Source organism: Afipia massiliensis (genome assembly GCF_014203115.1).
GTDB lineage: Bacteria > Pseudomonadota > Alphaproteobacteria > Rhizobiales > Xanthobacteraceae > Afipia > Afipia massiliensis.
The window spans coordinates 345391-363637 of sequence record NZ_JACHIJ010000001.1 but is presented as its reverse complement, the minus strand read 5'-3'; the positions used below and the strand labels follow the sequence as shown (position 1 = coordinate 363637).

The window sequence follows — 18247 nt, the reverse complement described above, 5'->3', positions numbered from 1 at the left end:
CGACGTTCTTGGCACCGCAGAACTGCGCAAACAACCGACACCCTGATCACTGGGCCGCCCACAACGAGCGGGCGCGTCTGCTGGTGCCTTGTCAATTGATCATGCCTCGTCGTTGGCCGCTGCCATCATGCAATGGCCTTGTCGGACAAAGTGACATTTGGTGCAGAATCTTGTGCGATGCACCCCAAAATTTCGTTGCAGACGCTGTTTTTAGGCCATTGACCGAGAAAGATTTCGTCCCTAGCCTTTGTCCGACAAACAACGATGAGACGCTATGTCGTCCGTGGTCCCGAATTTCGCGCGTATTGAGGTTGCGCCGGCCTATCAAAAGGTGGCTGACGCGATTGAGCGAGAAATCGTCAATGGCCGCATCAAGCCCGATGATCCGATCGGAACGGAGTCCGAACTTGTTCAGCAGTTCGGTGTGAATCGTTCCACGGTTCGCGAGGGCATTCGGGTGCTCGAAGAGAGCGGATTGATCCGGCGCGATTCCAGCCGCCGCCTGTATGCGTGCCTGCCGCGCTACAACAAGCTTGCAAGCCGGTTGAGCCGGGCGCTTGTGCTGCACGAAGTGACCTTCCGCGAATTGTATGAAACCGCGATGATCCTCGAGATCGCCGCGATCGAATATGCTGTCGATCATGCGACAGATGACGACGTCGCCGAGATCGCGGCGAACATCGAGAAGACCGAGCAGGCCATCGCAAATCATGCCGCATTCGCTGAACTGGATGCGGAGTTTCACATCCTGATTGCGAAGGCCTCCCATAACCGCGTGTTGCAGCTCGCGCGAGAACCGGCAGGTCTGCTGTTTTTTCCCACCACGGAGATGGTGGTCCGCAACGTGGCCGAAGGCATGCCGCGCCTCATTGTTGCACACCATCACCTGCTCGACGCGATCCGTAGACGCGACAAGGAAGCGGGGAAAGTATGGATGCGGCGGCACGTTGAAGACTGGCGGAGAGGCTTTGAGCGCGCGGGTAACTCGCTCGATCGGCCGGTCGAGCGAATGTACATGGAACATGCTTTGGTGGGCCGCAAGCGATAGGCACCGAAACGAGAGAACAGCCAAAAGAGCGGATCAACCGCGGGCAAGTCAAAAGGGGGAGCGTCAGTTGAGTTCGATTGATTCACGCCGTTTGAAGACTGGCAGGCCGGCGGTACTCGCCGCGTCCCCGGCGCAGTTCGGCGCATGACGATGAGCAATCAGACATCGTCGTCCTCTGCAGGTTTAGACGTCAGCGGCCTTTCGCTTGCGTTCGGCGGATTGAAAGCGCTGTCGGATGTTTCGTTCTCCGTCGCTCCGGGATCGATCACGGCCGTGATCGGTCCGAACGGCGCGGGCAAGACGTCGCTGTTCAACTGCATCTCCGGCTTCTACCGCCCGTCGGCCGGCGCGATCGAATTCGACGGTAGCGACATTAGCAAATTGCATCCGCCGGCGCGGGCCAAGATCGGTCTGGCCCGCACGTTTCAGAACATCGCGCTGTTTCGCGGCATGACGGTGCTCGACAACATCAAGCTCGGCCGTCACGCGCACATGCGGACGAATGTGTTTGACGCGCTGTGGTACTTCGGGCGGGCCAGGCGCGAGGAGCTTGAGCTGCGATCCGAGATCGAGCGGCGGGTGCTTGATTTTCTTGAGATGGAGCATATCCGCGACCAGCCGGTGGCGTCACTGTCCTACGGCCTGCGCAAACGCGTCGAACTTGCGCGCGCGCTTGCGATGCAACCGCGTGTGCTGATGCTGGACGAGCCGGTGGCGGGCATGAACCGCGAAGAGACCGAGGACATGGCTCGCTTCATCCTCGACGTGAAGGAAGAGTGGGGCGTGACCATCCTGATGGTCGAGCACGACATGGGACTGGTGATGGACATCTCGGACCATGTTGTCGTGCTGAACTTTGGTCAGGTGATTGCGGCCGGAAAACCCGCGGAGATTCAGAACAACCCGGACGTGATCGCAGCCTATCTCGGGTCAGGCGATGTCGGTGATCTGTCGCGGCGGATCGCGGGCGAGAGGGCAGCGTGATGGATTGGCTGTTCCTGTTCGAGGTCGTGTTGTCTGGGCTTGGATCGGGCGCGCTGTTGGCGCTGACCGGCATTGCTTTCGTGCTGATCTACAAGGCAACCAAGGTTCTGAATCTTGCCGTCGGCGAGATGCTGATGCTGTGCGCGTACTTCTTCTTCGGAATGACCGCGGCATTTGCGCTTCCAATCTGGCTTGCGATTATTCTCACGGTGATCGGCGGCGGCATTCTCGGCGGCGTTATCGAACGTATTCTGATCCGACCGATGCTCGGTGAGAGCCCGATCTCGGTGTTCATGGTGACTGTCGGTCTCAGTTCGGTGCTGATCGGATTTGTGGAGTTTGTGTGGGGGAGTGATCCCGCCACCTTGCCGAACTTTTTGCCGTCGAAGCCGATATTTATAGGCAGCGCATACATCTCACCAAAGATCGCCGTGAGCTTTGTGGTAGCGACGGTATTGATCGCAGCGTTTCTCGTTGTCTTCCAGACGTGGCGGGGCGGCGTCGCGCTGCGCGCCACCGCGACCGATCAAGGCGCCGCGTTCTCCTGCGGGATCAATGTTCCTGCGGTATTCTCGGTCTCATGGATTGTCGCGGGTATGGCGGCTGCGGGATCAGGCATTTTGATCGGTTCGATTGGCGGTATTTCGCCAACCATGGGCGTATTCGGTCTCTCGGTGCTGGTCGCCGTTATCGTTGGCGGGCTGGACTCCATTGCAGGCGCACTGGTGGCGGGCCTTGCCATCGGCGTCGTCGAGGCGCTCGTCGGTACTTACATGGGCGGCGAATTCAAGTTGCTTGTCACCTTCAGTATCCTTGTGGTTGCCCTGATGATCCGTCCTTACGGATTATTCGGCACAGTTGAAATCGAGCGACTCTGATGCGTATCGGCGCGGCCCATCAAACCTACGCTCAGGCAGAAGCACTGCTCGACACCAACGTGCAGCGCGTGATGCTGGTCGCGCTGTTCGCGGCGCTGGTGCTGTTTCCGTTCTTCGCGGATCAGTACTGGATCTATCTCGCCTGTCTTGTCCTGATCCACATCGTCAGCACCACCGGCCTCAACATCCTCACTGGCTATACCGGCCTCGTCAGCCTCGGGCAGGCGGCCTTCATGTCGGTCGGCGCATACACCGTCGCTATTCTTGAAATTCGCGTCGGTACGCCGTTCGTTATCAATCTCATCATCGCGGGCTTCGTGTCGGCCGCGGTCGGCCTCGTTGTCGGTGTGCCTAGCCTGCGCGTGAAGGGGCTCTATCTTGCGATTGCGACCATCGCGGCATCCTTCATTCTGCACTTTCTGTTCGCCAATGGGCCCGCCTTTCTAGGTGGAACGCAGGGGCTGAGCATGCCGCCCGCGCGGTTGTTCGGCTACGATCTCGCGCGTCCGTTCCAGCTTTATTGGCTGTTCATGCCGCTGACGGCGCTGGCTGTATTCGCCGCGGCCAATCTGTTCCGGACCCGTATCGGCCGCGCCTTCATCGCCATACGGGATCGCGATATTTCGGCCGAGGTGCTCGGTATTCCCTTGCTGAAGTACAAGCTGTTGTCCTTCGCACTGTCGTCGTTCTACGCCGGCGTTGCGGGCGGCATGTGGGCGTACTTCTTCCGCGTGGTTACGCCGGAAAGTTTCCCGCTGATCTATTCGGTGTTCTTTCTCGCCGCCGTCATCGTGGGGGGCATGGGCACGATCTTGGGCGCCATCCTTGGCGCGATCTTCATGACCATGGTGCCGGAATTTCTGAAGATCGCGGTGTCCTATCTGACCTTCATTCCGAATGCGACAGCGCAATTGTCGCCAATCCGGACAATCGTTTTCGGCTTGCTGATTATCGGGTTTCTGCTGTTCGAGCCGCAGGGCCTTGCCGAAATCTGGCGCCGCGTGCGGCGTTTCTTTCATCTATGGCCGTTCAAGAAATGACACACAGGGAGAAGCAACCATGAGATTCTTTCCAACACGCCGAAAGGTGCTGTCCTACGCAGCTGCGGGCTGTCTCGCACTAGGCCTTAACGCTCCAGCGCGTGCCGCCGACGACATTGTGATCGGTGCATCGATGCCTATGACGGGTGTGTTTGCTTTCGCAGGAATCGCACTGAACAATGCGTTCCAAGATTATGTGAAGATCGTGAACGATGCCGGCGGCATCAATGGCCGCAAGGTCAAATATGCTGCGGAGGACACCGGCTACAAGGTCGATAACTCGGTGGCGGTCTTCAATCGCATCACCAGCCAGGAAAAGGTGAGCCTCTATTACGGAGACTCCACCGCCTTCTCGAAGACCATCAATGCCGAGCTAAATCGCCGTGGCGATATCATGCTTGCAGGTGCGTCCTTCGCGACCGAACTGAACGATCCGAAGAACTTTCCCAACCAGTTCATCGCCGGTCCAGATTATTCGGAGATGATTGGCATCCTGCTCGAGTACATCGCCAAGACGAAGCCGGGTGCAAAAATCGCTCTGGTTAATTCGGATACGGAATTTGGACGCGATCCGATCGCGCCGACCGAGAAGCGGGCGGCTGAACTCGGCCTGAAGGTGGTGGAAAAGATTGCGACGCCGCCGACCAGCGTCGACGTTTCGACCGAGGTGCTCAAGCTGCGCCGAGCTGATCCGGACTACACCATTTTCCACGGCTACATCCTGGCGCCGTTGCCGGAATTCATGAGCCAGGCCAAGCAGCTTGGCCTCAAGACCAAGTTCATGGGCACGTTCTGGTCGATGGACAATGCAATCTGGGCGAAGTCCGCAGATGTCGCTGATGGATTCATGGGCGTGATGCCGTATCGCTACTATTTCGACACGGAAGGCAAGTCCCCAATGCTGGAGAAGATCCGGCAGATCCGCCCGGAGTATCAGTCGACCGGCTACATGCAGGGCTTCCTGACCGCGATGCTGATGACCGAGGCTGCCAAGCGCACGCTTGACGCCAAGAAGGATCTCACCGCGGCCAACATGAAAGCCTCGCTGAACTCGATCAAGGACTTCGACACCGGCGGTATCATCGGCGTGCCGATCTCGATTCCCGGCAACACCGTTCCTGTTGGGCGTGTCTATCAGTATGACGGCGCGAACAAGACCATGAAGCCGGTCTCCGACTGGATCAAGATCGCGAAGTAATGACGATGACAGCGGAAGCACTCCTCTCCGTCAACAATATCGAGGTCGTCTATAACAAGACGGTCCAGGTGCTCCGCGGCCTCTCATTGAAGGTCGACAAGGGAGCGGTGGTCGCCTTGCTGGGCTCGAATGGGGCCGGCAAGTCGACCACGCTCAAGGCTATCTCCAACCTGCTTGAGTTGGAGGATGGCAAGGTCACCACAGGCGACATTCTGTTCAAGGGCAGCTCCGTGTCACGTCTCGCTCCGCATCAATTGGTGCGGGGCGGGCTTTTCCATGTGATGGAAGGTCGCAGAATATTCGAGGACCTCACGGTCGAGGAGAATTTGACCGCCGCCACTTACGCAATGTCGGGTCGCAGCGGCGCGAAGACACCTTTCGATCTCGTCTACACTTATTTTCCGCGCCTGTTCGAGCGGCGAACCGGGCGCGCAGGCTATCTCTCCGGCGGCGAGCAGCAGATGCTGGCCATCGGTCGCGCGCTGATCGCGCAGCCGGAATTGATGCTGCTCGATGAGCCGTCGCTTGGTCTGTCGCCGAAGTTGGTCGAAGAGATATTCACGATTATTGCGCGCATCAGCCGCGAGCAGGGCGTTTCGATGCTGCTGGTGGAACAGAATGCGGCGGTTGCATTCGCTGTCTCGACCTATGGTTACATCATGGAGTCGGGAAAGATCGTGACGGATGGTCCCACGGCGCAGCTGTTGCGCGATCAGGATGTTCGCGAATTCTATCTCGGTGTCGGCGCGGCGAATGCGGAGACCAAGGGCTTTCGGGGCATCAAGCACTACAAGCGCCGTAAGCGCTGGCTGTCCTAGGATTGTGAACGAGGATCGAATGAGCGACAGATTTCCCCAACTGACGCTGCCGCAGATGCTGCGCGAGAACGCGCGTCGCTATCCGGAGCGCGTGGCGATCCGTCAAAAGGAGTTCGGAATCTGGAACCCTTCGACCTGGCAGCGCTATTACCCGCGGGCTTGCCATGTCGGCCTCGGCTTTCGGGCGCTCGGCCTCAATGAGGGTGGTCACGTCGCCATTCTGTCCGAGAACCGGATCGAATGGGTGCTGGCGCAAATTGGCGCAAACATCGTCGATGGGGTCGCGGTCGGTGTTTATCCGACCAGCCCGTCGAATGAAGTTGCCTATGTGCTGGCACATTCCGAATCCGAGATCATCGTCTGCGAGGATCAGGAACAGGTCGACAAGGTTCTGGAACGCCGCGATGAACTGCCGAAGCTGCGGCGGATCATCGTTGTCGAGACGAAGGGCATCAGGGATTATCCGCCCGATCAGGTGATGTCGTTCGATGCGCTGGAAGCGCTTGGCGTCGAGTTCGAGACCAGTCACTCGTCTTTGGTAGATGGCATCATCGACCGGCAGCAACTCTCGCAAATCGGGCTGATCATCTACACATCCGGCTCCACCGGAAAGCCGAAAGGCGCGATGCTAAGCTACAAGAACATTCGGGCGCAGGCGATCGGTTGTGCGGATCGGCTGGTTGTCGATCAATCCGCAAGTGTCCTGTCATACCTGCCGCTGTGTCATGTCGCCGAGCAGATGACGACAGTGATGGTCCCGACGTATCTGGCCTCGCTGGTCAACTTCGGAGAGTCAATTCGAACCGTGCAGGAGGATCTGCGGGAGGTTGCACCAAGCATGTTCCTCGGCGTACCGCGCATCTGGGAAAAGCTGCACTCGTCGATCCATATCAAGCTGCTGGAGGCGGGGCACATCCGGCGCGCGATGTTCGAGCGGGCCTATGCTGCTTGCGAGCCCTTTGCGGAGAAGAACGTAGCCGACCGAACGTTGTCTGAAAAGCTCAAGTTTGCGCTGTCGTACTGGCTGGTCTTCCGCGCGTTGCAAAACTTCATCGGGCTGCGAAAGACCCGCATTGCCATGACCGGTGCCGCGCCGATCTCGCCTGCGATAGTGCATTTCTTCCGCGCCATCGGCGTGCCGCTGATCGAGGTCTACGGTTTGACGGAAAGTTCGGGCATCGCGCTGGGGCAGGTGTTGTCGGACCGGCGAGTGGGGACCGTGGGCAGCGGCATTGACCGGATGGAGACAAAGCTCGGACAGTCGAACGAGTTGCTCATTCGCGGCGATACGGTGTTTGAAGGTTACTATCGCAACGAAGAAGCGACCCGCATGTCGATCCGCGACGGATGGCTGCACACCGGAGATGTCGCGGAGTTGAAGGACGGCCATTTCCGTATCGTGGACAGGCTGAAAGACATCATGATTACGGCGGGTGGAAAGAATCTGAGTCCGTCGGAAATCGAGAACACCGTGAAGTCGAGTCCGTTCATCAAGGAGTGCATCGTCATCGGCGAAGCGCGGAAATACGTCTCGGCGCTGATCCAGATCGACTATGATCTCGCTGGGAAGTGGGCGGAAGAAAAAGGCATCGCCTATACGAATTTCAAGAATCTCACTGAAAACGAAAGCTTGCGTGATCTGATCCAGTCTGAGATCAACACCGCCAATGCGCAGCTTGCGCAAGTATCGCAGATCCGGAAGTTTCATCTGCTGACGAAGGAACTGGACCACGACGACGACGAGGTCACAGCGACGATGAAGGTCCGGCGTTCCAACGTGCAGAAGAAATATGTTTCGGAGATCGAAGGGCTTTATCGATAGAGTTCTGGGCCTACGCAGAATTCCTGCGCGCACCCTGTCACGATCAAGCGCTCTGAAGGGCCCAATGCTGGATGAGCGTGAATCCTGACGCCGCATCGTCCTGACGCAGCAACGCCAGCCGATCAATCGGAATCGATTTCAGTTCCAGCGCGGCAAACCGTTTTCGCAAGACCTCGGTAACAGATCCAAGCCGTTCTGCCGGAAGAGATCCTGCCAGCGTCATGTGAAAGCGAAACTCTTCGAACACGTAGGGATAGCCCCAGCGATAGAGATATTTGATCTGCCGGTCGGTGAGCGCCGACACATTTCGCCGCTCACGGTCTGGACTGGTTAGCGGTGCGCGAAAATTATCAAATTCCGTGACGCAATCTTCCGCGAATTTTTGCAGCTCGGGGCAGGGACCGTCCGGCACGATGGCGATGAAGCTGCTGATGCTGCGGACAGTGGGCGCGATCACCGGGATGCTGCGGGGCGTCCGCGCAAACTCTTGCATCGCCGCCGCCAGCTCATTCTCGCTTTTGCCCGGAGCGAGTGATATCGGAGCTTTGAGTGTGGCGTGGAAGCCGTACTTGCGCGGATCGGCTGCAAGTTGCTTCCATCCCTCAACCTCGGTCTCAATGCCGTCGGCGAATGACTGTGGTTGACCTGTGTACGCATCGTAGCCAATCAGCTCAGCGCCGAAGCGATAAAGGGCGCTGGCGGCTGATGGCACATAATAGATCGCGTAGCGGGGATACTGCGGCATGCAAACCTTGAGTACCCGCCCGCTCAGGCCGGTTCAACCCTTCGCGCGGCAACAACTCCCGATAAAATGCGTTGCGGCTCGGTGTGGTGAACGATACGGCCGCCGGAAATGACTGCAACAACACGCGGCCTCCGCGGCTCGCGCGCATCGACGAGGATGATGTCAGCCCGTTTCCTGGCGGCGATCTGACCACGGTCGTGTAGCCCGGTTGCTTTCGCAGGCGCGCCGGAGACCAGCGACCAGGCCTGCGGCAGCGGCAGAATGTTGTCGGCGGCCAGCAGGAACGCCGCAAGCAGGGGCGCGGGATAGTAGTAGTCGGACGCAAGAATCGAACACAAGCCCTTGCTCACCATCTCGGCGGCGCTGGTCCATCCAGTGTGGCTGCCGCCGCGCACCACGTTTGGCGCGCCGAAGACGGTGAAATCGCCGCCTTCGTTCGCCGCGCGCGCCGTTTCCTCGTTGATTGGAAATTCGGCGATATCGATGCCCAGGCTGCGGAAGCCAGCGCGCTGATCGGGCGATTCGTCGTCATGGGACAGCAGCGGGACGCCGTGATCGCGGCCAACGGTTGCAAGCCGTGTAATTGACGCTGGAACATTATCAGCGCGGGCCAGAACCTGTTCGACCAGCTTGTCGAATTCTGTTTCGCTGAGACCGGAGCGCTCCACCATGCGGGCGCGCTTCTTCGGGTTGTTCATGGACGCTGTGGTCATGTCCATGTGATCATTGAAGGCAAGGAGATCGATGCGCCCGGCCGTCAGCCATTCGGCGATGGTGGGCTCTGCGTCGAGATTGAATGTCTCCTGCCGCAGGTGGAAGCGGGTGTCGGCGGCGAGCTGTGGCTGCATGGTCTCTATGGCATTGAGCAGCCGGTGCGCGTTCTCCGTTCCGCGCAGACCCGGCTCCCACGACCATGTGGTGGCATGGAAGACTGTTGTGATGCCATTGGCGATCGCCTGACGATCACTATCAACGAGAGCGATATCGATCGGAAAGTCGACTCCGGGACGAGGCATCATCTGGCGCTCGAAGGCGTCGCCATGCATGTCAACGATTCCGGGCAGGGCGATCAGGCCGCGGCTGTCGAGACGCATGGCGGCAGTGCCGCTGCGCGACGATGTTTCAGCGATTGTTCCGTTCGCGATGTGGATGCTGGCATCCACGAGCTCGTGTCCGACCAGCGCCCTGCCGCCCTCGATCAAAATGTCCGTCATGCGCCAACTGCTTTCAAACCAAGGAGATCACGTCATCGGGAGTCTTCATGACGACGGTGTGAAGTTTGAATGACACTGGGATTTTCATCACAGGATTTGCGATTTCGGGCAGATCGGCCTTGGCAAGTCGTCATGTCACACAACTGTAGGAAACGCACGCTAGCGAGGGGGGAGGTTACATAAACGGAGTCGGCGCATGCTTGAGGTAGACGGATTGACGTGTCGGTTTGGCACAAAGACGGCCGTCGACAATGCCTCTTTCTCGATTGAGCCGGGCCGCTTTGTCGGCGTGATCGGCCGCTCGGGAGCCGGGAAGTCAACGCTGCTGCGGATGATCAATCGGCTGGAAACTCCGACCCGCGGACGAATCTTGTTTGAAGGGATCGATGTGACTGCGCTGCAAGGGCGCGATTTGCGTCGCTGGCGGGCACGTTCCGCGATGATCTTTCAGCAGTTCAATCTGGTTGGACGGCTCGATGTGTTGACCAACGTTTTGATGGGACGCCTTGCCGGCGTGCCGCTGTGGAGATCTTTGATCCAGCTTTGGCCGCAGGACGATAAGGCAATCGCGATTTCAGCGCTTGAGCAGTTCGACATGATGCCCATGGCTGCGCAGCGCGCAGACCAGCTCTCGGGTGGACAACAGCAGCGCGTGGCCATCGCGCGTGCTTTGGTGCAGCAGCCGGATATCATTCTGGCGGATGAGCCGATTGCGTCGCTCGACCCCCGCAACACCCGCATCGTGATGGATGCTCTTCTGCGCATCAACAAGCATTTCGGTATCACGGTGATTTGCAACCTGCATTCCCTGGATCTCGCGAGGACCTATTGTGATCGCCTGATCGGCATGTCCGCCGGCCGAATTGTGTTCGATGGCGCGCCAGCCGCGCTCACCGACAGCATCGCGCGCGAGCTCTATGATCTTGAGGCCGGCGAAGTGATGGACGGGACGCCGGACTTCGTGCCCGGAGATCTGACGCCAGCGTTCGGAAGTGTGGCTGCGTAACTTCCTGTTCTGTAACGAACCTATCTGACTCACCGAGAGGACATCATGATCAATCGTCGCACCGTCATTGCCGGCGCCGCTGCGCTTGCCTTTAGCGCCACCGCTTCGTTCGCGCAAGACTGGAAGGCCAAGTATCCCGAACTCACTTTTGCGGTGGTTCCTGCTGAAAACGCATCGGGCGTGACCGAGCGCTGGGCTCCGTTCATCACTTACCTGAGCAAGGAGCTCGGCGTGAAGGTGAACTTGCGCATCGCCAACGACTATGCAGCCGTCATCGAAGGCCAGCGAACCGGCGCGATTCATATCGCGAGCCATGGCTCCGCGTCGTTCGCGCGGGCCCGTATGACCGGCGTCAAGACCGAAGCCTTCGCCAACGATCGCAATATCGACGGAACCACCGGCTACTACTCGATGTTCTTTGTGCTGGCCAAGAGCCCCTACAAAAGCATCGACGATATGAAGGGCAAGAATCTCGGCCTGGTCGATCCCAACTCTACTTCCGGTAACAACGTGCCACGGTTCGAACTGAACAAGATGCAGATTACCGACGCCGAATCGTATTTTGGCAAGGTGGTGTACACCGGAAGCCACGAGAACGCGTTGCTTGCGCTCTCGCAAGGCACCATCGACGTCGCCGCCAATCAGTGGACTGCCGACAACGATTCGACGCTTGCACAGATGCTGACCAAGGGCATGCTGAAGAATGCAGACGGCTCGGCAATGAAGAAGGAGGACTTCCGGATCGTTCAAAAGTCCGCCCCGATCCTCAACGGCCCTTATGCTGTCCTGACAGACATGCCCGCCGATCTGAAGGCCGGCATCGAGAAGGCTTTCTTCGCAGTGCCGACCAAAGACAAGGCCGCCTTCGAGAGGCTGTCCGACGGACAGAAGAAGGACTTCAACGCCGCGACCACCAAGGATTGGGACGGCATGATCGAACTAATCAAGTTCGTCGATAGCCTTCGGAAGAGGAAAGCCTCCTGATTTGAACGAGGGACCGGACCTTTTGCAGGTCTGGTCCTTCTTCCTTTGTGCGTAGAGTGACCAAATTGACGATCAGCCTTTCCAGCTATCCCCCGCAGCAGATCGCGGCGCTCGAAGCCGCGTATGACGCAGCTGTCGCACGCAAGCGTTTGCGTTTTGCGGCGGGCCTCGTAGTCTTCGTGGCACTGCTGATCGTCGCTAGCCTCGGCGCGGAAGTCGCACCGAGGATTTTTGTCGACAAGATCGGCAATTTTGTCGGCTATTTCGATCGGATATTGAATCTCGATACCGGCAGCAGAGTCTGGACCGACCCCGCTGAGTGGTTTTGGGGTTGGCAGAAGTGGCTGAAGTTGCTCGCGGAGACTCTGCTGTTGAGCTATGTCGGCACCACCATCGGTGCGGTCGGCGCATTTAGCCTGAATTTTTTCGCTGCGACCAATCTGTCGCCGCATCCCGGCCCTCGGTTTGTTGTGCGCAGGGTCATGGAGTTCTGCCGAACCGTTCCGAGCATCGTGTTCGCCTTGATCTTTGTGATCGCGTTTGGCCTCGGGCCTATGGCGGGTGTATTGGCCATTGCCATTCATTCGATCGGCGCGCTGGGCAAGCTCTATTCGGAGCAAGCTGAAAATATTGACATGAAGCCGCTGGAAGGTGTCCGGTCCACGGGCGCGAGCTGGATGTCTTCCATCCGCTTTGCGGTGCTGCCGCAGGTGATGCCGGGTTTCGCGAGCTATACGTTGCTGCGCTTCGAGATCAATGTGCGCGAAGCGTCGGTGATGGGGTTTGTCGGTGCCGGCGGCATCGGCCAGGAACTTGTGGGTGCGGTGCGCAAGTTCTTTTACTCCGACGTCAGCGCCATTCTGCTGATGATTATCGTCACGGTCTTCATCATCGACATTCTCACCGGGTGGCTGCGCGGGCGTTTGTTTGGCGTGGAGCAGCGCACATGACGCCGGTGACGCGAGACCCAGCCCAACTGGCGGCGCAGTACCCGGAGCTTTTTCAGGGGGCGCATACGGCGCGGCTGAAGGCGCTGGCCATCGGCGTGGCGGCTTTTGCGCTGTTTCTGTTTGGGTGCTGGTATCTGGACTTTTCGCTGGATCGTCTGATGACCGGCCTCCGGCAGCTCAGCTGGTTCGTCATGCTGATGATCCCGCCGGATCCCGGAACGTCGCTTCCGACCTATCTCGCGGCTATGGGGGAAACCCTGTCGATCGCGTTTCTCGGCACGCTGCTCGGGGCAGTACTGGCATTGCCGGTCAGTCTCCTGGCGGCGCGGAACATAATTCCATCCATTTTTCTTCGTTTCCCCGCACGGCGCTTTCTGGACTCGATCCGCGGCGTCGATACGTTGATCTGGGCGCTGGTCTGGATCAACGTTGTGGGGCTCGGACCATTCGCCGGCGTGCTGGCAATCGCCACGGCGGATTTCGGCGCGTTTGGAAAGCTGTTTTCGGAAGCGATCGAGGGGGCGGATCGCAAGCAGGTGGAAGGCATCCGGGCGGCCGGGGGCAGCAAGCTGCATGAAATACGGTTTGGGCTGATGCCGCAGGTGCTGCCTGTGCTTGCGGGGCAAATTCTCTATTTCATCGAGTCCAACACGCGCTCGGCCACCATCATCGGCATTGTCGGCGCGGGCGGCATTGGCCTGCAACTCGCGGAACAAATCCGCGTGCTGGAATGGCAGAAGGTCTCGACACTGATCCTGATGATTCTGGTCGCTGTCGCAATTATCGATTTCATTTCGACCCGACTGCGTTTTGCGATTATCGGGCGTGCGGGCGATGTACATCACTAATTCGCGGACTACTGATTTTCGATGACGAACTGAACGCGCTCGGCGGCAAAGCGCGCCCGTGTTGTGAGCAGGGGCGTGCCGTTGGGCTCCGTATCAAGACTGTCCGCGACCAGCACCGGGCGTCCCAGAGCGAGGTCGAGCCGTGCGGCATCCGCGGCGTCTGCGATGGCAGCCGAGACGGTGGTCCACTCGCGGCGGTAGTCACGCACACCAAAATGGGCCAGCAGTTTGGTCATTGACCGGGTCTTTTCGTAGATCCGTCCGCCATCCGCGAAACGGTTTGCATCGAGCCACGTGGTTCCAAGGCAGATAGGAATGCGATTTGCCATTCGCAGGGCGTCGATCCGCAGGAGCGATGCATCTGCCTTGAGAGCCAGTCGCTTCGCCAGTTCTCGCGGCGCGGATTCAATAGACGCGCTGAGCAGTTGACCGCCGGCTTCCTGCCCACCGGCTCCAACAATCTCCGAAAACCGCGTGCGTGAGCGCAGCGGATAGGCGATGGGCGGCACTTCGACATAGGTGCCGCTGCCACGTTCGGCGCGCACCAGCCCTCGCTCGGCAAGAGCCGCGAGGGCGCGGCGCACCGTATGGCGGTTGACGCGATGGGCTTCCGCGATCTCCAGTTCGCCGGGGAGGCGCGTGTCACGTGCATACGTTCCATCGGCGATACCTTGCTCGATGGAATCCGCCACGCGTCGCCAAAGCGCCACACCGGTATTGGTTTCGCCGGTTAGGCTCATGATTGCCACTCGTTGTGATGCACCTGTTGCGCTGTGAAAATCATGTCCGGTGTCACCAGATTGTCATGGCCATGCGTTACGAAGTTGTCTATTAACATAGACAACTTGGAATCGGCAAGTCGGACATGATCCAACCCCATTTAGATCCGCAGCAAGCCCGTCGCCGCGACGCCATGTCGGTCCTGGCACATGCGCCGACGGAACGGATAGCGGCATGTCTGGTAACGATTGACCTTCCATCGCACGAGCTGGCGCGTCAGCCTGAGAGCGGCCTCGTCATGATCCGAGGGCGGATTGGTGGTGACGGCGCGCCGTTCAACCTTGGCGAGGCCAGCGTATCGCGAGCGGCGGTGCGTCTCGCCTCTGGCGAGGTGGGATTTGGCTACGTACTGGGGCGCGACGGCGAGAAGGCCCGGCTGATCGCCCTGTGCGACGCGCTGATTCAGAGCGGCGACTTAGCGGCCGAGATTGAACAGAAAGTTGTCGCGCCGCTACGGCAAGAGCGCGAGACGACGCGTAGCCAACAGGCCGCTGAGACGGCCGCGACGCGGGTCGATTTCTACACGCTGGTAAGAGGCGAGGGCTGACGATGGCGCTTCACGCGAATCTTGAATCCAGCTCAGGTTTGACCGATCCCGTGCTTTCGTCGCAATCGGTGTTTCGTCGCGTGATGAATGCGCTGGCGCGGCCCGGTTCGATTCAGGCAATCGCCGATACGGTGCATGCATCATCGCCGTTGATGCAGGCGACCGCCGCGGTAGCACTCACTCTGTTCGATCATGATACACCTGTCTGGCTGGACAATCATTTCGCCGGGATTCCGGCAATTTCCGAATGGTTGCGGTTTCATAGCGACGCGCCGCTCACCACTGACGCGTCCCGCGCAGCTTTTGCCCTGATCCACAACGGTACCAATTTGCCGGATTTTGCGGACTTCGCTCTCGGAACGCCGGAATACCCTGATCAATCGACGACACTTTTGATTCAGGTCGAAACACTGACCAAGGGGCCTGAACTGGTTCTTTGTGGTCCAGGTATCAAGGGCATGGCGTCGTTGCGCGCCGGTGCGCTGCCACCCGACTTTGCCGAACGTATGCAGACCAATAGCGCGCTATTCCCGCGCGGGATCGATTTGCTGTTGACGTGCGGGACTGAACTCGTGGCCTTGCCGCGCAGCACACGCGTCACCGTAAAGGGGACTTGAGTCATGTATGTTGCGGTCAAAGGTGGCGAGCGCGCCATCGAAAACGCTCACCAACTTCTGGCGCATGAACGCCGCGGCGATCCGGCTGTACCTGATCTCTCGCTCGCACAGATCTCTGAGCAGCTCACGCTGGCGGTCGATCGCGTCATGACCGAAGGCTCGCTCTATGACCGCGAACTTGCGGCGCTGGCGATCAAGCAGGCGCGAGGCGACCTGATCGAGGCGATTTTCCTGCTGCGCGCGTTCCGCGCCACGCTGCCACGGTTTGGCGCGACCGAACCGCTCAATACCGCAGCCATGCAGGTGCGCCGCCGTGTCTCATCGACATTCAAGGATATTCCTGGAGGGCAAATTCTTGGGCCGACATTCGACTACACGCATCGGCTGCTGGATCCGTCATTGACGCAGGACACGCCGGTGCCCGCGCCCGCTCGGGGCGATGTGGATGATGCGTCGATGCCGCGCGTAACCGACATTCTCGGCGCGGACGGCTTGATCGAGCCATCGCCTGATGCTGATCCTGACAAGCCAATCGGTGATTTGACGCGTGAGCCGTTGAACTTTCCAGCGGAGCGCGATCTGCGCCTGCAGAATCTTGCGCGCGGCGACGAGGGCTTCCTGTTGGCGTTGGGCTATTCAACTCAACGCGGATTCGGTCGGACCCATCCATTCGCCGGCGAAATTCGTTTCGGCGATGTAGAGGTCGAATTCATGGTGGAAGACGCTGGCTTTGCTGTCCCGCTTGGATCGATCACGCTGACGGAATGTCAGATGGTGAACCAGTTCAAGGGGTCGGCCACGGCGGCACCGTGCTTTACGCGAGGCTATGGTCTTTCTTTCGGTCAAAGTGAACGCAAGACCATGTCGATGGCCCTGGTAGATCGTTCGCTTCGTGCACGTGAACTCGGCGAAGAAGCGCGATCGCCAGCGCAGGACGAGGAATTCGTCATGTCGCACTCCGATAACGTGCAGGCGACGGGATTCGTCGAGCACCTCAAGTTGCCGCACTATGTGGACTTCCAGTCCGAACTAGGCCTTCTGCGGAAGCTGCGCAAGGAGTTTGAGGCTGCGAAGGATAGCGATGTCACGCTCGCGGAGGCTGCGGAATGAACGCACCGGTTTATAATTTCGCCTATCTGGATGAGCAGACCAAGCGGATGATTCGCCGAGCAATTCTCAAGGCAATCGCCATACCCGGCTATCAGGTGCCGTTCGCCAGCCGCGAGATGCCGATGCCTTATGGCTGGGGCACCGGCGGCGTGCAGGTGACAGCGGCGATTCTTGGCCGCGATGATATCCTGAAGGTGATCGATCAAGGCTCGGACGACACGACGAACGCGATTTCGATCCGGAAGTTTTTCGAGAAAACCGCAGGTGTAAAGACCACCACGGTGACCTCGGATGCGATCGTGATCCAGACGCGGCACCGGATTCCCGAAACGGCGCTGAACGACAACCAGGTTCTGGTCTATCAGGTCCCGATACCGGAGCCGCTGCGGTTTCTTGAACCGCGCGAAACCGAGACGCGCCGCATGCATGCGCTTGGCGAGTACGGGCTGATGCACGTCAAGTTGTACGAGGACATCGCGCGGCATGGCCACATCGCGACGACCTATGCTTATCCCGTGAAGGTCAATGACCGCTACGTGATGGACCCGTCGCCGACGCCGAAGTTCGACAACCCAAAGATGGACGATTGCGCGGCGCTGCAATTGTTTGGGGCGGGCCGCGAGAAGCGCATCTATGCGATCCCGCCGCACACCAAAGTGACGTCGCTCGACTTTGAGGATCATCCGTTCGAGACCTACCGGTTCGATGCGCCATGCGCGCTGTGCGGATCCGGTGCGTCCTATCTCGATGAAGTCGTGGTTGATGACAAAGGCGGACGGATGTTTGTTTGCTCCGATACGGATTACTGCGAAACGCGCCGCGCGGACGGTCATCAGGGCGCGGGTTTCGGCGCCGATCATCAGGTGACGTGATGAGTAACGACGATCAGCCGCTGCTCATCTGCGAGGGACTCAGCAAGTCCTATGGTCGGCAGCTTGCCTGCAAGAACATCTCGTTTCAGCTTTACCCGGGAGAGGTGCTTGCCATTGTGGGCGAGTCCGGCTCGGGGAAGTCGACGCTGCTACAGATGCTGTCCACGCAGCTTGCGCCAAGCAAGGGACGCGTATCGTACCGCATGGGCGACGGCGTGACGCGCGATCTTGCCACCCTCGGCGAAGCGGAGCGGCGGTTTCTGTTCCGCACCGATTGGGGCTACGTCCACCAAGACCCAGCCATGGGACTTCGTATGGCCGTGTCGGCCGGCGCGAACGTCGGAGAGCGGTTGATGGCGGTCGGCTGGGGGCACTACGGCCGAATTCGTGAAACGTCGTCGTCGTGGCTGGAGCGCGTCGAGATTTCGACGGATCGGATCGACGACGCGCCGAAGACATACTCGGGCGGGATGCGGCAGCGGCTCCAGATCGCGCGTAATCTTGTGACCGAGCCGCGACTTGTGTTCATGGACGAGCCGACCGGCGGACTTGACGTTTCGGTTCAGGCGCGGCTGCTCGATCTGGTGCGGGGACTGGTCAACGAACTCGGGCTTGCGGTCGTCATCGTCACACACGACCTTGCCGTGGCGCGGCTATTGTCGCACAGGGTCATGGTGATGAAGGGCGGTGAGGTGATCGAATCCGGATTGACAGATCAGGTGCTGGACGATCCGCATGAGCCATACACCCAACTTCTCGTTTCCTCGATTTTGCCCGCGTGAGGAC

19 protein-coding genes are annotated in these 18247 nt (G+C 59.4%); 16 read left to right on the top strand and 3 right to left on the bottom strand.

What is annotated here, in order from left to right:
• The first annotated feature begins 274 nt into the window (after nucleotides 1-274).
• From HNQ36_RS01675 to HNQ36_RS01645, 7 genes are all read left to right on the top strand, one after another.
• Entirely contained in the window at nucleotides 275-1048 is a 774-nt protein-coding gene (locus HNQ36_RS01675) for a FadR/GntR family transcriptional regulator (RefSeq protein WP_184082219.1), read from the top strand.
• A 150-nt stretch (nucleotides 1049-1198) separates the two neighbouring features.
• A complete protein-coding gene (locus HNQ36_RS01670) occupies nucleotides 1199-2032 on the top strand; it encodes an ABC transporter ATP-binding protein (RefSeq protein WP_184082218.1) in 834 nt (277 codons plus the stop codon).
• Entirely contained in the window at nucleotides 2032-2910 is an 879-nt protein-coding gene (locus tag HNQ36_RS01665) for a branched-chain amino acid ABC transporter permease (protein ID WP_184082217.1), read from the top strand. Before HNQ36_RS01670 ends, HNQ36_RS01665 begins: the two co-directional genes overlap by 1 nt.
• The gene (locus tag HNQ36_RS01660; RefSeq protein ID WP_184082216.1) at nucleotides 2910-3950 is read left to right on the top strand and encodes a branched-chain amino acid ABC transporter permease; all 1041 of its coding nucleotides are present in this window, start codon (nucleotides 2910-2912) and stop codon (nucleotides 3948-3950) included. Before HNQ36_RS01665 ends, HNQ36_RS01660 begins: the two co-directional genes overlap by 1 nt.
• Nucleotides 3951-3969: 19 nt before the next feature.
• Nucleotides 3970-5148 carry an ABC transporter substrate-binding protein gene (locus tag HNQ36_RS01655; RefSeq protein ID WP_184082215.1) on the top strand — a complete coding sequence of 393 codons (1179 nt, stop codon included), beginning with the start codon at nucleotides 3970-3972 and terminating at the stop codon, nucleotides 5146-5148.
• Nucleotides 5149-5153: 5 nt separating this feature from the next.
• Complete coding sequence (locus HNQ36_RS01650; RefSeq protein ID WP_210311907.1) at nucleotides 5154-5966, top strand: ABC transporter ATP-binding protein; 813 nt, start codon at nucleotides 5154-5156, stop codon at nucleotides 5964-5966.
• A gap of 19 nt (nucleotides 5967-5985) precedes the next feature.
• Nucleotides 5986-7788: an AMP-dependent synthetase/ligase gene (locus HNQ36_RS01645; RefSeq protein WP_184082213.1), complete on the top strand. Its 1803-nt coding sequence runs from the start codon at nucleotides 5986-5988 to the stop codon at nucleotides 7786-7788.
• A 43-nt stretch (nucleotides 7789-7831) separates the two neighbouring features.
• On the opposite strand, the gene HNQ36_RS01640 is transcribed toward HNQ36_RS01645, so the two are convergent.
• Together HNQ36_RS01640 and HNQ36_RS01635 are read right to left on the bottom strand one after the other, a co-directional pair.
• Nucleotides 7832-8533 (bottom strand): DUF1045 domain-containing protein, encoded by a 702-nt coding sequence (locus HNQ36_RS01640; protein WP_184082212.1) that lies wholly within the window; start codon nucleotides 8531-8533, stop codon nucleotides 7832-7834.
• A gap of 23 nt (nucleotides 8534-8556) precedes the next feature.
• The gene (locus HNQ36_RS01635; RefSeq protein WP_184082211.1) at nucleotides 8557-9747 is read right to left on the bottom strand and encodes an alpha-D-ribose 1-methylphosphonate 5-triphosphate diphosphatase; all 1191 of its coding nucleotides are present in this window, start codon (nucleotides 9745-9747) and stop codon (nucleotides 8557-8559) included.
• A 196-nt stretch (nucleotides 9748-9943) separates the two neighbouring features.
• Here HNQ36_RS01635 and phnC point away from each other — a divergent pair, with 196 nt between their 5' ends.
• The 4 genes from phnC (at nucleotide 9944) to phnE (HNQ36_RS01615) (ending at nucleotide 13535) form a co-directional block, all read left to right on the top strand.
• Entirely contained in the window at nucleotides 9944-10753 is an 810-nt protein-coding gene (gene phnC, locus HNQ36_RS01630; protein WP_184082210.1) for a phosphonate ABC transporter ATP-binding protein, read from the top strand.
• A 45-nt stretch (nucleotides 10754-10798) separates the two neighbouring features.
• Nucleotides 10799-11737 (top strand): phosphonate ABC transporter substrate-binding protein, encoded by a 939-nt coding sequence (gene phnD / locus HNQ36_RS01625; protein WP_184082209.1) that lies wholly within the window; start codon nucleotides 10799-10801, stop codon nucleotides 11735-11737.
• A gap of 65 nt (nucleotides 11738-11802) precedes the next feature.
• Nucleotides 11803-12687 carry a phosphonate ABC transporter, permease protein PhnE gene (gene phnE / locus HNQ36_RS01620; protein WP_184082208.1) on the top strand — a complete coding sequence of 295 codons (885 nt, stop codon included), beginning with the start codon at nucleotides 11803-11805 and terminating at the stop codon, nucleotides 12685-12687.
• Complete coding sequence (phnE, locus tag HNQ36_RS01615; protein WP_184082207.1) at nucleotides 12684-13535, top strand: phosphonate ABC transporter, permease protein PhnE; 852 nt, start codon at nucleotides 12684-12686, stop codon at nucleotides 13533-13535. The genes phnE (HNQ36_RS01620) and phnE (HNQ36_RS01615) overlap by 4 nt, the downstream gene beginning before the upstream one ends.
• An 8-nt stretch (nucleotides 13536-13543) precedes the next feature.
• Here phnE (HNQ36_RS01615) and phnF read toward each other — a convergent pair whose 3' ends face one another.
• Nucleotides 13544-14275: a phosphonate metabolism transcriptional regulator PhnF gene (gene phnF / locus HNQ36_RS01610; RefSeq protein ID WP_184082206.1), complete on the bottom strand. Its 732-nt coding sequence runs from the start codon at nucleotides 14273-14275 to the stop codon at nucleotides 13544-13546.
• A gap of 125 nt (nucleotides 14276-14400) precedes the next feature.
• Here phnF and phnG point away from each other — a divergent pair, with 125 nt between their 5' ends.
• Genes phnG through phnK form a run of 5 tightly spaced genes read left to right on the top strand, consistent with a single transcriptional unit; the run spans nucleotide 14401 to nucleotide 18243 of the window.
• Nucleotides 14401-14862 (top strand): phosphonate C-P lyase system protein PhnG, encoded by a 462-nt coding sequence (gene phnG, locus HNQ36_RS01605; RefSeq protein WP_184082205.1) that lies wholly within the window; start codon nucleotides 14401-14403, stop codon nucleotides 14860-14862.
• A gap of 2 nt (nucleotides 14863-14864) precedes the next feature.
• Nucleotides 14865-15479, top strand: coding sequence for a phosphonate C-P lyase system protein PhnH (gene phnH, locus HNQ36_RS01600; RefSeq protein ID WP_184082204.1), 615 nt, complete (start codon nucleotides 14865-14867; stop codon nucleotides 15477-15479).
• 3 nt (nucleotides 15480-15482) lie between these two features.
• Entirely contained in the window at nucleotides 15483-16589 is a 1107-nt protein-coding gene (locus HNQ36_RS01595; RefSeq protein WP_184082203.1) for a carbon-phosphorus lyase complex subunit, read from the top strand.
• On the top strand, nucleotides 16586-17461 hold the full coding sequence (locus HNQ36_RS01590; RefSeq protein ID WP_184082202.1) for an alpha-D-ribose 1-methylphosphonate 5-phosphate C-P-lyase PhnJ: 876 nt from the start codon (nucleotides 16586-16588) through the stop codon (nucleotides 17459-17461). Before HNQ36_RS01595 ends, HNQ36_RS01590 begins: the two co-directional genes overlap by 4 nt.
• Nucleotides 17461-18243: a phosphonate C-P lyase system protein PhnK gene (phnK, locus tag HNQ36_RS01585; RefSeq protein ID WP_184082201.1), complete on the top strand. Its 783-nt coding sequence runs from the start codon at nucleotides 17461-17463 to the stop codon at nucleotides 18241-18243. The genes HNQ36_RS01590 and phnK overlap by 1 nt, the downstream gene beginning before the upstream one ends.
• Nucleotides 18244-18247: the final 4 nt, after the last annotated feature.

Coding starts and splice junctions, on each gene's coding strand:
- HNQ36_RS01675 (WP_184082219.1), top strand. CDS start 275: ATGTCGTCCGTGGTCCCGAATTTCGCGCGTATTGAGGTTGCGCCGGCC.
- HNQ36_RS01670 (WP_184082218.1), top strand. CDS start 1,199: ATGAGCAATCAGACATCGTCGTCCTCTGCAGGTTTAGACGTCAGCGGC.
- HNQ36_RS01665 (WP_184082217.1), top strand. CDS start 2,032: ATGGATTGGCTGTTCCTGTTCGAGGTCGTGTTGTCTGGGCTTGGATCG.
- HNQ36_RS01660 (WP_184082216.1), top strand. CDS start 2,910: ATGCGTATCGGCGCGGCCCATCAAACCTACGCTCAGGCAGAAGCACTG.
- HNQ36_RS01655 (WP_184082215.1), top strand. CDS start 3,970: ATGAGATTCTTTCCAACACGCCGAAAGGTGCTGTCCTACGCAGCTGCG.
- HNQ36_RS01650 (WP_210311907.1), top strand. CDS start 5,154: ATGACAGCGGAAGCACTCCTCTCCGTCAACAATATCGAGGTCGTCTAT.
- HNQ36_RS01645 (WP_184082213.1), top strand. CDS start 5,986: ATGAGCGACAGATTTCCCCAACTGACGCTGCCGCAGATGCTGCGCGAG.
- HNQ36_RS01640 (WP_184082212.1), bottom strand. CDS start 8,533: ATGCCGCAGTATCCCCGCTACGCGATCTATTATGTGCCATCAGCCGCC.
- HNQ36_RS01635 (WP_184082211.1), bottom strand. CDS start 9,747: ATGACGGACATTTTGATCGAGGGCGGCAGGGCGCTGGTCGGACACGAG.
- phnC (WP_184082210.1), top strand. CDS start 9,944: ATGCTTGAGGTAGACGGATTGACGTGTCGGTTTGGCACAAAGACGGCC.
- phnD (WP_184082209.1), top strand. CDS start 10,799: ATGATCAATCGTCGCACCGTCATTGCCGGCGCCGCTGCGCTTGCCTTT.
- phnE (WP_184082207.1), top strand. CDS start 12,684: ATGACGCCGGTGACGCGAGACCCAGCCCAACTGGCGGCGCAGTACCCG.
- phnF (WP_184082206.1), bottom strand. CDS start 14,275: ATGAGCCTAACCGGCGAAACCAATACCGGTGTGGCGCTTTGGCGACGC.
- phnG (WP_184082205.1), top strand. CDS start 14,401: ATGATCCAACCCCATTTAGATCCGCAGCAAGCCCGTCGCCGCGACGCC.
- phnH (WP_184082204.1), top strand. CDS start 14,865: ATGGCGCTTCACGCGAATCTTGAATCCAGCTCAGGTTTGACCGATCCC.
- HNQ36_RS01595 (WP_184082203.1), top strand. CDS start 15,483: ATGTATGTTGCGGTCAAAGGTGGCGAGCGCGCCATCGAAAACGCTCAC.
- HNQ36_RS01590 (WP_184082202.1), top strand. CDS start 16,586: ATGAACGCACCGGTTTATAATTTCGCCTATCTGGATGAGCAGACCAAG.
- phnK (WP_184082201.1), top strand. CDS start 17,461: ATGAGTAACGACGATCAGCCGCTGCTCATCTGCGAGGGACTCAGCAAG.